Origin of the sequence: Burkholderia sp. KBS0801 (assembly GCF_005937855.2) — a bacterium.
Taxonomy (GTDB): Bacteria; Pseudomonadota; Gammaproteobacteria; order Burkholderiales; family Burkholderiaceae; genus Burkholderia; species Burkholderia ambifaria.
This window is the reverse complement of the sequence record NZ_CP042178.1, coordinates 343,032-356,117: the sequence shown is the minus strand read 5'-3', so window position 1 is coordinate 356,117 and position 13,086 is coordinate 343,032. Positions and strand designations below refer to the sequence as shown.

9 protein-coding genes are annotated in these 13,086 nt (G+C 67.3%); 6 read left to right on the top strand and 3 right to left on the bottom strand.

Annotated elements, in window-relative coordinates; genetic code table 11:
- The first annotated feature begins 335 nt into the window (after positions 1-335).
- The 5 genes from FFI87_RS18425 (at position 336) to FFI87_RS18405 (ending at position 6,593) form a co-directional block, all read left to right on the top strand.
- A complete protein-coding gene (locus tag FFI87_RS18425; RefSeq protein WP_012366900.1) occupies positions 336-1,700 on the top strand; it encodes a 2-hydroxycarboxylate transporter family protein in 1,365 nt (454 codons plus the stop codon).
- 172 nt (positions 1,701-1,872) lie between these two features.
- Positions 1,873-3,768, top strand: coding sequence for an ATP-binding protein (locus tag FFI87_RS18420; protein ID WP_012366901.1), 1,896 nt, complete (start codon positions 1,873-1,875; stop codon positions 3,766-3,768).
- Complete coding sequence (locus tag FFI87_RS18415) at positions 3,758-5,119, top strand: sigma-54-dependent transcriptional regulator (RefSeq protein WP_012366902.1); 1,362 nt, start codon at positions 3,758-3,760, stop codon at positions 5,117-5,119. The genes FFI87_RS18420 and FFI87_RS18415 overlap by 11 nt, the downstream gene beginning before the upstream one ends.
- A 25-nt stretch (positions 5,120-5,144) precedes the next feature.
- A complete protein-coding gene (locus FFI87_RS18410) occupies positions 5,145-5,474 on the top strand; it encodes a DUF3579 domain-containing protein (RefSeq protein WP_138849566.1) in 330 nt (109 codons plus the stop codon).
- Between the two features lie 267 nt (positions 5,475-5,741).
- The gene (locus FFI87_RS18405) at positions 5,742-6,593 is read left to right on the top strand and encodes an alpha/beta fold hydrolase (RefSeq protein WP_138849567.1); all 852 of its coding nucleotides are present in this window, start codon (positions 5,742-5,744) and stop codon (positions 6,591-6,593) included.
- 93 nt (positions 6,594-6,686) lie between these two features.
- Here the strand turns inward: FFI87_RS18405 and FFI87_RS18400 are convergent, their stop codons facing one another.
- Positions 6,687-7,127, bottom strand: coding sequence for a PACE efflux transporter (locus FFI87_RS18400; protein WP_138849568.1), 441 nt, complete (start codon positions 7,125-7,127; stop codon positions 6,687-6,689).
- Positions 7,128-7,225: 98 nt separating this feature from the next.
- Here FFI87_RS18400 and FFI87_RS18395 point away from each other — a divergent pair, with 98 nt between their 5' ends.
- The gene (locus FFI87_RS18395; protein ID WP_138849569.1) at positions 7,226-8,116 is read left to right on the top strand and encodes a LysR family transcriptional regulator; all 891 of its coding nucleotides are present in this window, start codon (positions 7,226-7,228) and stop codon (positions 8,114-8,116) included.
- Positions 8,117-8,296: 180 nt separating this feature from the next.
- Here the strand turns inward: FFI87_RS18395 and opcM are convergent, their stop codons facing one another.
- Both opcM and ceoB read right to left on the bottom strand, forming a co-directional pair.
- Positions 8,297-9,838, bottom strand: coding sequence for a multidrug efflux transporter outer membrane subunit OpcM (gene opcM, locus FFI87_RS18390; RefSeq protein WP_138849570.1), 1,542 nt, complete (start codon positions 9,836-9,838; stop codon positions 8,297-8,299).
- Between the two features lie 10 nt (positions 9,839-9,848).
- Entirely contained in the window at positions 9,849-13,049 is a 3,201-nt protein-coding gene (ceoB, locus tag FFI87_RS18385; protein WP_012366910.1) for a multidrug efflux RND transporter permease subunit CeoB, read from the bottom strand.
- Positions 13,050-13,086 lie beyond the last annotated feature (37 nt).

The following is a 13,086-nucleotide window of genomic DNA, read 5'->3' as shown; positions in this document are numbered from 1 at the left end:
CATCGGAAAAGGATCAGCCGATGATAGAGAGCGGCAGGAAGGCGGTCTACGAAGCGATTGTGCGAAGAAAATCGCGCGCGGCGATATGGCGCGCGATCGCGGTCGGCCCGGCGCCCGGCCGGCCGACTGGCCGAAATCTCGGCCTGCCCGCCGGACGAATTCCGAAATCTCGGCCGGCAAGCGGCGGCCACCCTTTCCGCAGACGAAACAAATCCCTTGTGAATCAATGCGTTAAAAATATTCCGGCAGGCCGGATTTCTGGCACGGGGGTTGCGTAATAGACGGCACACGATGCCGCGAAGCGATGCAGGCATCCCACAATCAGGAGACACGTCTTGCAGACCTCTATCCATACCCCGTCCCACCCGGAACCGATTGCCGAAGCCGGCGCCGCCACACGCGCACGCTTCTGGCCGGAAGGCTGGTGGAAGCTGATGGAAATCCGCATCGGCATCATCCCGCTGCCGGTGTACGTGATCCTGTTCGCGCTGATCGTCGGTTTCTCGGTCACGGGCAAGGTGCCGGGCGAGATCTCGATGGCGATCGCCGTGCTCGCGTTCTTCGGCTTCACGTGCGCGGAACTCGGCAAGCGCCTGCCGCTCCTGCGCAACATCGGCGCGGCCGCGATCTTCGCGACCTTCGTGCCGTCGGCGCTCACCTACTATCACGTGCTGCCGAAGCCGGTGCTGAACCTGACGGTCGAGTTCACGAAATCGACGAACTTCCTGTACCTGTTCATCGCGTCGATCATCGTCGGCAGCATCCTGAGCATGGACCGGCGCGTGCTGATCCAGGGCTTCGTGAAGATCTTCATCCCGCTCGCCGCCGGTTCGGTCGCAGCCGCGATCGTCGGCACGGCGGTCGGCACCGCGCTCGGCCTGGGCGCGCGCCACACGCTGCTGTACATCGTCGTGCCGATCATGGCGGGCGGTGTCGGCGAAGGCGCGATTCCGCTGTCGATCGGCTATTCGGAACTGATGCACCTGCCGCAGGGCGAGATGTTCGCGATGGTGCTGCCGCCGGTGATGCTCGGCAGCCTGACGGCGATCATCCTGTCGGGTGCGCTCGACATGCTCGGCAAGCGCCTGCCGCACCTGACCGGCAACGGCCGTCTGCAGGTCGGCGAAAGCGGCGACCTGGCGCCGGAAAACGAAGAGATCCGCGGTCACGTCGACGTCACGCACATCGCGGGCGCCGGCATCACGGCGATCACGCTGTATCTCGTGGGCCTGATGGCGCACAAGCTGTTCGGCCTGCCCGCACCGGTCGCGATGCTGTTCCTCGCGGTGCTGGTGAAGCTGGCGCGCGCGGTGTCGCCGCCGCTGCAGGAAGGCGCGTTCGTCGTCTACAAGTTCTTCTCGACCGCCGTCACGTATCCGCTGCTGTTCGCGATCGGCGTCGCGATGACGCCGTGGGACAAGCTGACCGCCGCCTTCACGATCGTCAACGTCGTCACGATCGTGTCGACCGTCGCGACGCTGATGGGCACCGGTTTCGTGGTCGGCCGCCTGCTGAAGATGTACCCTATCGACACCGCAATCGTGAACGCCTGCCACAGCGGACAAGGCGGCACCGGCGACGTCGCGATCCTGACCGCCGCGAACCGGATGCAGCTGATGCCGTTCGCGCAGATCGCGACGCGCATCGGCGGCGCAATCGTCGTCACGGTGACGCTGATCCTGGTCGCGCACTTCGGATAATGCACGGCCGCGCGCACCGTCGCGCAGGCTGCTTCGCACGCGCCGCCGCCGGCTCTGCCGGCGGCGGCGCGCGTCATTGCGGAGGGCCGGTTGCGGACGGCCGGTTGCGGACGGCCGGTTGCGGAGGGGCGGTTGCGAAGGGCCGGTTGCGCGTGACCGGTTGCAGGTTTCGATGAGGGCGAATGTGCAAAAGAGCTTCAAGGGAATCCCGTGGTGGGGTTGGGCGTCGGCCGCCGTGCTGTATGTCGGCGTGGCGGGCGCGGCCGTCGATTTCGCGTGGGAACGCGCGATCGACGCGCTGGAGGAAACCGGCGCGCACCGGCTCGACCTCTATGCGTCGAGCCTGAAGAGCGAACTCGGCCGCTTCGAGATCCTGCCCGGCCTGGTCGCCCGCCAGGACGGCGTGCGCGCGCTGCTGAAGGCCGCGCCGCCAGACCGGCCCGCGCTCGCCCACACGGTGAACACGTACCTCGAAGCCGTGAACCGCGACGCGGGCAGCGGCGCCGTCGACGTGATCGACCTGCGCGGCGAAGTGATCGCCGCCAGCAACTGGAACGAGACGATCAGCTTCGTCGGCACGAACGTGTCGTACCGGCCGTACTTCAAGGACGCCCTCGCGCATGGCAGCGGCCGCTTCTTCGGGATCGGCACCAACACCGGCGTGCCGGGCGTCTACTTCGCGAGCGCGGTGCGCGACGACGGCGTGCCGATCGGCGCGGCGGCCGTGAAAATCAGCGTCGACCCGCTCGAATCCGCGTGGCGCGCGCCGGGCGTCGCGGCGATGGTGGTCGACGGCAACGGCGTGGTCGTGATCTCGACCGAGCCGGCGTGGAAATTCACCGCGCTGCGCCCGATCACCGCGCAGCAGCAGCGCGACATCCAGGCGTCGCGGCAATACGCGGGCCGCACGGTCGACGTGCTGCCGTACCGCCACATCGGCGACCGCAGCGCCGCCGCGTGGTTCGGCACGTTTCCCGATCCGCGTCACGCCGGCCGCAACACGCGCTATCTCGTGATGTCGCGCCCCGCCCCGCAGGCCGGCGATTCGCTGATGGTGCTGCTCGACATGGCGAGCGCGCGGCGCCAACAGGAGACCGCGTTCGTGTTCGTCACCGGCGCGTTCCTGATCGCCGCGCTGCTGGCCGGCTACGCGATCCAGCGTCGCCGGGCGATCGTCGCGCGGCTGAACGCGCAGGACGCGCTGCGCCGCGCGAACGACCGGCTCGAGCTGACCGTCGCGCAACGCACGGCAGCGCTGACGGCCGCGAACGAGCGGATGCAGCGCGAGATCGTCGAACGCGAGCGCACCGAGCAGCGGCTGCGCGATTCGCAGCAGGAAGTCGTGCACGCGGGCAAGCTCGCGGTGCTCGGGCAGATGGCCGCCGGCCTCACGCACGAGCTGAACCAGCCGCTCGTCGCGATCCGCACGCTGTGCGACAACGCGCGCACGTTCTTCGAGCGCGGCCAGCCGGCGCCGGCATACGCGAATCTCGAACGGATCGGCAAGCTGGTCGACAGCATGGCGGTGCTCACCGGCGAGCTGAAGACCTTCGCGCGCAAGCCCGACGTCGAGCGCGTCGCCGTGTCGCTGACCGAGGCCGTCGCGCATGCGCGGCTCATCTACGATGCGCGGATCCGCGACGAAGGCGTGCAGCTCGACGTGAACATCGCGCCCGGCACGACGGTATCGGCCGAATCGAGCCAGCTGCAGCAGGTGATCGTGAACCTGCTCGGCAACGCGCTCGATGCGGTGCACGACGCGCCGGTGCGGCGGATCGTCATCGAAGCCGCCAAAGTGGACGACGAGGACGAAGCCGGCCGCGTGCGCTTCACCGTCGCCGACAGCGGTGCCGGCATCGCGCCCGACGTGCTGCCGCACCTGTTCGAGCCGTTCGTCACCACCAAGCCGCGCGGCCAGGGCCTCGGGCTCGGCCTCGCGATCACGTCGCGCATCGTCGAGGCGTTCGGCGCGAAGATCGCCGCGACGAACCGCGACGCGGGCGGCGCGCAGTTCACCATCGAATTCGCGGCGGCGACGCCGCAGCAAAGGACAGAGCATGGAAGATGAGATTCGCGTGCTGGTCGTCGAGGACGATGAAAACGTCCGGATCGGCGTCGAGCAGGCCGTCGCGCTCGCCGGGTTCCCGGTCGACGCATTCGCGTCGGCCGCCGACGCGCTCGCGCACGTCGCGCCCGGCGCGCCCATCGTGATCGTGTCGGACGTGCGGATGCCCGGCATCGACGGGCTGCAGTTGCTCGAACGCGTGATGGCCGTCGATGCGCAGATCCCCGTCGTGCTGATCAGCGGCCACGCCGACATTTCGACGGCCGTCGGCGCGATGCACGACGGCGCGTACGACTTCATCGAGAAGCCGTTCTCGTCGGACGTGATCGCCGGCCGCGTCGCGCGCGCGGTCGAGAAGCGCCGGCTCACGCTGGAGGTGCAGGGGCTGCGCGCGGCGCTCAACAACTGGCAGGGCATCGAGGCGCTCGTGCTCGGCAAGTCGCCAGCGATGGCCGACGTGCGCAAGAAGATCCTGCGCCTCGCCGATACGTCGGTGTCGGTGCTGATCACCGGCGAGACGGGCACCGGCAAGGAACTGATCGCGCGCAGCCTGCACGACTTCGGCAGCCGGCGCGACGCGCATTTCGTCGCGCTGAACTGCGGCGGCCTGCCCGAGCAGATCTTCGAGAGCGAGCTGTTCGGCCACGAGGCCGGCGCATTCACCGGCGCGATCAAGAAGCGCATCGGCAAGATCGAATGGGCGCACGGCGGCACGCTGTTCCTCGACGAGATCGAGACGATGCCGATTCCGCTGCAGATCAAGATGCTGCGCGTGCTGCAGGAGCGCGTGGTCGAACGGCTCGGCGCGAACGAGCTGATTCCGGTCGACTGCCGCGTCGTCGCCGCATCGAAGGCCGATCTCGCCGAGCTCGCAGCCGACGGGCGCTTTCGCGCGGACTTGCTGTATCGGCTCAACGTCGCGCAGATCGAGCTGCCGCCGCTGCGCGAACGGCGCGAGGACGTACCGCTGCTGTTCGAGCATTTCGTGCTCGCGGCCGCGCGGCGCTTCGGACAGCCGGCGCCCGTCGTCACGGCTGCGCAGGTGTCCGAACTGATGACGCATGCGTGGCCCGGCAACGTGCGCGAACTGCAGAACGTGGCCGACCGCTTCGTGCTCGGCCTGACCGGCGACAGCCTGCTGTCGTCCGGCAGCGCGCCCACGGCGGGCGGCACGCTCGCGGAGCAGCTCGCGTATTTCGAGCGAATGCTGATCGAGGACATGCTGCGGCGTCACAACGGCAACGTTGCGGACGCAAGCGTTGCACTCGGCATGCCGAAGAAGACGCTTTATCACAAGCTGCGCAACCTGCGGATTCCCGCGCGCGGGGACGCGGCGGCCGATGGCGGCGAATGACGCGAACGAGGATACGCATAACGGCATGGATCGCATCGACATTACCGAACGCGGCCGCATCAACGGCCACCTGATCCGCGGCATCACCCGCGCGCAGAAAACCTTCCGCCCGAGCGACTGGCCCGAACGGCTCGCGGGCGTCATCACGCTGTTCGTCGGCGAGCGGCGGCCCGGCTATCCGTGCGCGCTGTCGCGGCTCGCGATGCCGGTCGTCGACGGCGGCGCCAAATGCCTGTTCGTGTCGGACGAATTGCGCATCGTATGTGCCGATGCATTCGACTTCGCGATGCAGTTCGCCGCCGACAACGACCTTCCCGTCGAGCTTCAGACCGCGCCCGCGCTGGCGGTGCGGTGATATGGGGGCGGCGTTCGGCGGCCTTTCCCCTTTTTCCTTTTCCTTCTGCCTCTCCGATGCTCGTCTGCGCAGGCGTTCGCACGCGCGTTCGGCGGCGAAACCAATCGTAAGATGATTGAAGGCTTCGACACGTCCCCACGCTGCGACAAGGGTTTTCAGCCGAGCCATCAATAAAATTGATCGTCGCGATGAAAATTATGCGTTTTGCTTGCAGGTCGCCGTGATGCATAGTTGCGTCGTGTTGACGCACCTTTGAGTCTTTCAGCCATGAACATGCGAATCGAGCCGTCGGTGCTCGCGAACCCGGACCTGCAATTTGCGACGCTTTCGTCGGGCATCAGCCTGCCGTATGTCGAGCGGGGCAGCGGCGCGCCGATGGTGTTCGTGCACGGATCGTTGTGCGACTACCGCTACTGGGATCCGCAACTCGCGTCGCTGTCGGCACACTACCGCTGCATCGCGCCGAGCCTGAGCCACTACTGGCCGGCCGTCGAAGCGGGCATCCAGGACGAGTTCAGCTGGCAGAACCACGTCGACGAGCTCGCCGAATTCATCGACGCACTCGATCTCGGCCCCGTGCATCTGGTCGGCCATTCGCGTGGCGGCAGCGTCGCGTTCAACGTCGCGCGCCAGCACCCGCACCTCGTCGAATCGCTCACGCTCGCCGATCCGGGCGGCCCGCTGCAACAGCCGGGAGTGCGCGAAGCCGCGCTGCCGGCCGCCGCGATCGCGCTGCGCACGAAGGCCGTGAACCTGATCGGTCAAGGTGACGTGGAAGCCGGGCTCGAGATGTTCGTCGACTCGGTGAGCCTGCCGGGCGCATGGAAGAAGAGCACGTCGCGCTTTCGCACGATGGCGATCGACAACGCGAGCACGCTGCCGAAGCAGCTGCGCGATCCGCTGCCCGCGTATTCGCAGCACGCGGCGTCGGATATCGCGTGCCGCACGCTGCTGATCGACGGCCAGCGCAGCCCGAAGATGTTCCGCAACAACGTCGACACGCTGTCGCAGTGGATCGGCGATGCGCAACGGCAGACCGTCGCCGGCGCGTCGCACGGGATGAACGCGGCCAGCCCCGCGGTGTTCAACCGTTTCGTGCACGAGTTCGTCGCCGCGTAACGCGCTCGGGCGGCATTCGTTCCGCCCGCTACTCCTCTTCTCTTTCAACGCGAATCGACGCGGACCGCCCGCGTCGGTTCGTCATCCCATGCGTTACGCGATCGGCTCGGCCTTGCGCGTCACCGCATCCGGCAATCCGAACACGCTGTCGAACGACCAGTTGTACGCGAACGTGAAGATCGGGAAGAACACGATCAGCACCGCGTCGTACAGGAACGCCTGCAGCAGCGACACGTCGAGCCACCACGCGATCAGCGGAATCAGGAACGTCACGAGCGCGATCTGGAATCCGATCGCATGCACGATGCGCCGCCCGACGCTGCGCGTGGTTTCCGCACGCCGCCGCTCCCACGCCTCGAAGCCGAAGTTGTAGACGAAATTGACGGTGACGCCCGTCGTCGAGATCATCACGCCGAGCAGGCCGCTCGTCGTCGCGCTCGCGCCGCTCAGCATGCCGAGTACCGACGACGCGACGAGGATGCCGAGCACCTCGAACATCACGACGTAGACTATGCGTCTCTTCCATCCTTGCATCACCCATCACCTTCGTATCGAACCAGGTGGCGAGACTACAGCGGGCACTTCGCCCGCAAAAGTCAGGTGCTTTCAATTTTTCTGACAGGAGGCCGCACGTGCTGACCAGCGATCACATCGACATGCTGCTGACCGTCATCGACAAAGGCTCGTTCTCGGCAGCCGCGCGTGCGCTCGGTCGCACGCCGTCGGCCGTCAGCATGGCGATCGCGAATCTCGAGGCCGAGCTGGACCTCGTGCTGTTCGATCGCGGCACGCGCGAGCCGACGCCGACCGCCGCGATGGCCGCGCTGCTGCCCGATGCGCGGTCGATCGCCGAACGGCTGCAGGCGCTGCGCGTGCATGCGCAGCATCTGTCGGAAGGCGTCGAGGACACGCTGCGGCTCGGGCTCGCGGCGGAACTCGACGGCGCGCCCGTTGCGCGTGCGCTGAGCGCCGTCGCCGCGAAGTATCCGGCGCTCGCGATCAGCATCGTCACCGCGCCGCAAGATGCGATCGTCGACGCGCTGCATCGCGGCGCCGTCGATCTGTGCGTCGCGTACGGCGGGCTCGATCTTCATCCGCAGGAACAGATCCACGCGCTGTGGACCGAGACGTTGATTGCCGTCGCCGCGCCTGATCATCCGTCGATCGCCGAAGCCGCGCATCCCGAGGCGATCGAACGGTTGTCCGGGTTCCGGCAGATCGTGATCGCCGATCCGGAACGGCCGCTCACCGACGTGCGGCCGGTGATCGGCAATCGCACGTGGAAAGTGACCGACATGGCCACCGCGATCGCGTTGGTCAAGGCCGGCCACGGTTGGGCCAACCTGCCCGAATCGCTGATCGGCCGGTATGTCGCCGCCGGCGAGCTCGCGCCGCTGGTGTTCGCGAACATTCGTAACGGGCTGCCGCTGCCCGTGTATCTGCGGCGGCCCAAGCACACGGGGCTCGGCAGGGCGGCGAGCGAACTGGTACGGGCGTTGCGGGCTGAAGGCCACGCAGCGTGATCGGGGCGTGCGGCGGGACACCGCCGGGCGCCCCCGTTCGGAGGTACTGGATGGGCTCGACCGTTAGTTGCGGTATAAACCGACGCACCATGAAAAAACCCCGGTCACGCAGGCCTGAGCCTGCATGCCGGGGTTCTTCGATTCGCGGCTGACGGGCGACGAATCGCCCGCCGTTCACGCTCAGCGCGCCGCCACCTCCGCCTTGCCCGTCGCCGCATCGCCCACCGCCGTCGGTGCCGGTGTATTCCCCCACCCACCGCCCAGCGCGCGAATCAGGTTGACGGTCGACACGGCCTGCGCACCGGTCAGCTGGTTCGCCTGCAATTGCGACTGCAGCACCGACCGCTCACTGTCGATCACGTCCAGATAGGCGACTTCACCTTCCTGATACTGCGTACGCGACAGCGTCGCCGCACGGCGCGACGCGTTGACGGCCGCATCCTGCGCGCGAATCTGGTCGTCGAGCAGACGCAGATCGGCGAGGTTGTCCTCGACCTCGCGGAACGCGACGAGCACCTGCTGCCGGTAGTTCGCGACCTGCTCGTCGTACTGCGCGCGCGCCTGCTGCACGCCGGCCGCACGCCGCCCGCCGTCGAACAGCGGCAGCGTCAGCGCAGTACCGGCGAACGGCCCGAGCAGGAACGTGCGGCTCGACCACAGGAACAGGTTGCCGAGCGTCGACGCCTCATACCCGAACGCGCCCGTGATATCGAGCTTCGGGAAATACGCCGACTTCGCGAGGCCGATCCGCGCGTTCGCCGCCGCCATCGCGCGCTCGGCCGCCGACACGTCCGGGCGCCGTTCGAGCAGCGCGGACGGCAGTCCCGCCGGAACCTTCACCGCGACCGGCACGATCGGCGTTTCCTTGAACGCGAAGTCCGCGGGCGCCTTGCCGAGCAGGATCGCGAGCGCATGCTCGGACGCCGCACGCCGTCGCGCGACGCCAACCGCATCGGCCTGCGCGGTCGCCAGTTCGTTCTTCGCGCGCGACACGTCGAGCTCGCTGATGTCGCCTTCGTTGAAGCGACGCTGCACGAGCTTCAGCGCCTGGTCGCGCAGCTCGACCGTGCGGCGGTACAGGTCCTGGTCGGAATCGAGCTGGCGCAGTTCGAAGTAGTTCTGCGCGACGTCCGCCTGCAGCGCGAGCTGCACCGAGCGGAACAGCGCTTCGCTCTGCGCCTGGTCGGCGCGCGACGCCTCGACGTTGCGGCTCACGCGGCCGAACAGGTCGGCCTCGTAGGACACCGTGCCCTGTGCGCGCCACAGCGTCGCGTTGGTCGGGCCCGTGCCCTGCGGCTGGAACTGCGACGCCGACGACAGCCCCTCGCGCGTCGGCCCGAATCCGGCGCCGACCTGCGGGAACCACTGCGAGCGCGCGGTGCGGGTCGCCGCACGCGCTTCCTCGACGCGCGCCGCCGCGGCCTTCAGGTTCTGGTTCGCCGCGAGCGCCTGCGCCTCGAGCGAGTCGAGCACCGGATCGCCGAACACCTTCCACCATTCGCCGCGATGCTCGCCGTCCGCCGGTTCGGCGGTCTTCCACGTGCCGGCCTGTTCGCCGGCCGCGAGCGTCGGCGCTTCCTTGAACGCCGCGGGCGTCGACACGTCCGGGCGCTTGTAGTCCGGGCCCACCGCGCACGCGGCGAGCAGCGTCGCGAGCAGGGTGCTCGCGGCCGCCACCTTCGCGAAGCGCATCAGGCCATTCGAGTTGTACATGTTGTCCATCTTGTTGTCCTCAAGCATCCGTAGCCGACGCGCCCGACGGCGACACGCCATAGCCGGCGGAGTCCTTCCCGGCGACGTGGATCTTGCCGCCCGCGAGCGTGCGCAGCACCACGTAGAACACCGGCGTCAGCATCAGCCCGAACAGCGTCACGCCGAGCATCCCGAAGAACACCGCGATACCCATCGCATGCCGCATCTCCGAGCCCGCACCCGTCGACGTGACGAGCGGCACGACGCCCATGATGAATGCGATCGACGTCATCAGGATCGGGCGCAGCCGCAGCCGGCTCGCCTCGATCGCGGCCTCGAGCGGCGTCCTGCCGTCGTGCTCCAGTTCGCGGGCGAATTCGACGATCAGGATCGCGTTCTTCGCCGACAGCCCCACCAGCACCATCAAGCCGATCTGCGTGAAGATGTTGTTGTCGCCCTGCGTGAGCCACACGCCTGTGAGCGCCGACAGAATGCTCATCGGCACGATCAGGATCACCGCGAGCGGCAGCGTCAGGCTTTCATACAGCGCGGCGAGCACCAGGAATACGAGCAGCACGCTGATCGGGAACACCCACATCGCCGAATCGCCCGCAAGAATCTGCTGGTACGTGAGGTCGGTCCACTCGAACCGCACGCCGCGCGGCAGCGTTTCATGCGCGATGCGCTCGACCGCGGCCTGCGCCTGACCCGACGAGAAGCCCGGCGCCGGGCCGCCGTTGATGTCGGCCGCCGTGTAGCCGTTGTAGCGCACGACCATTTCCGGGCCGAACGTCGGCGTCACCGTGACGAGCGACGACAGCGGCACCATCTCGCCCTTGTCGTTACGCGTCTTCAGTTGCAGGATGTCGTCCGCGCGCTGGCGGAACGGCGCATCGGCCTGCACGCGCACCTGGTACACGCGCCCGAAGCGGTTGAAGTCGTTCACGTACAGCGAGCCGAGATACACCTGCATCGTGTTGAACACGTCGGTGACCGGCACGCCGAGCTGCTTCGCCTTCACGCGGTCGAGATCGACGTTGAGCTGCGGCACGTTGATCTGGTAGCTCGTAAACAACGGGCCCAGTTCAGGCGCCTGCTGCGCGCGCTTGATGAAGTCGTTGGTCGCGTCCGACAGCTTCGCGTAGCCAACCGCGCCACGATCCTCGATCTGCATCTTGAACCCGCCGAGCGTGCCGAGGCCGAGCACCGGCGGCGGCGGGAACACCGCGACGAACGAGTCCTTGATCGCGCCGTACTGCTGGTTCAGCGCACCCGCGATCGCGCCGGCCGACAACGCCTTGCCGTGCCGTTCCGAGAACGGCTTCAGCGTGACGAACACGATGCCCGCGCTCGAGCTGTTCGTGAAGCCGTTCACCGACAGCCCCGGGAACGCGACCGCGCTCTCGACGCCCGGCTGCTTCAGCGCGATCGAGCCCATGTCGCGGATCACCTTCTCGGTGCGGTCGAGCGACGCGCCGTTCGGCAGCTGCGCGAACGCAATCAGGTATTCCTTGTCCTGCGCGGGCACGAAACCGCCCGGCACGACCTTCGATACCAGCACGGTCGCGCCCACCAGCACGAGGTACACGCCGAGCATCAGCGTCTTGCGCGACAGCACGCCGCGCACACCGCGGCCGTAGTTCTCCGCGCCGCGATGGAACACCTTGTTGAAGCGCTTGAAGAAACCGCCGAGCACACGGTTCATCACGCGCGTGAGCCAGTCCTCCTTGTCGCCATGCCCCTTCAGCAGGATCGCGGACAACGCCGGCGACAGCGTCAGCGAGTTGAACGCCGAGATCACCGTCGAGATCGCGATCGTCATCGCGAACTGCTTGTAGAACTGGCCGGTCAGGCCCGACATGAACGCGAGCGGCACGAACACGGCGACGAGCGTCAGCGCGATCGCGATGATCGGCCCGCTCACTTCCTGCATCGCCTTGTAGGTCGCCTGCCGCGCGTTCATCCCGCTTTCGATGTTGCGCTCGACGTTCTCGACCACCACGATCGCATCGTCGACCACGATACCGATCGCCAGCACCATCCCGAACAACGACAACGCGTTGATCGAATAGCCGAAGCCGAGCAGCAGCGAGAACGTGCCGATGATCGACACCGGCACCGCGATCAGCGGAATCAGCGACGCGCGCCAGGTCTGCAGGAACACGATCACGACGATCACGACCAGCGCGATCGCCTCGAGCAGCGTATGCACGACGGCCTTGATCGACGAACGCACGAACTGCGTCGGGTCATAGACGATCTTGTAGTCGATACCGGCCGGCATATCCTGCTTCAGCTCGGCCATCGTCTTGCGCACTTCGTCGGAAATCTGCAGCGAGTTCGCGCCCGGCGACTGGTTGATCGCCATCGCGACGGCCGGCTTGTTGTCGAGCAGCGAGCGCAGCCCGTACTCGGACGCGTCGAGCTCGATTCGCGCGATGTCGCGCAGGTGCGTGACGCCGCCGTCCGGCGTCGTCTTCACGACGATGTCGCCGAACTCGTCTTCCGTCTGCAGACGGCCGCGCGCGTTCACCGACAGCTGCAGCGGCGTGCCCGGCAACGACGGCGACGCGCCGATCACGCCGGCCGCGACCTGCACGTTCTGCTCGCGGATCGACTGCACGACGTCCTCGGCGGACAGCCCGCGCTGCGCGACCTTCTGCGGATCGAGCCACACGCGCATCGCGTAGTCGCCCGAACCCCACAGCTGCACCTGGCCGACGCCCTGGATCCGCGACAGGCGATCCTTCACGTTGATCAGCGCGTAGTTGCGCAGGTAGGTCATGTCGTAGCGGTTGTCCGGCGAGATCAGGTGGACCACCATCGTCAGCGTCGGCGAGCTCTTCACCGTGGTGATGCCGAGCCGCTGCACGTCTTCCGGCAGACGCGGCAGCGCCTGGTTGACGCGGTTCTGCACGAGCTGCGTGGCCTTGTCCGGATCGGTGCCGAGCTTGAACGTGACGGTGATCGTCATGTTGCCGTCGCTGTTCGCCTGCGACTGCATGTAGAGCATGTCCTCGACGCCGTTGATCTGCTCTTCCAGCGGCGACGCGACCGTCTCGGCGATCACTTTCGGGTTCGCGCCCGGGTATTGCGCCTTCACGATCACGGAAGGCGGCACGACTTCCGGATACTCCGAAATCGGCAGCAGGAACATCGCGATCACCCCGCCGAGCAGGATGATCACCGATAGGACTCCTGCAAAGATCGGCCGGTCGATAAAGAATTTGGAAATATTCATGGGTTGCTCTGTCTGGTTGAACGCGGAAACGAAGCGG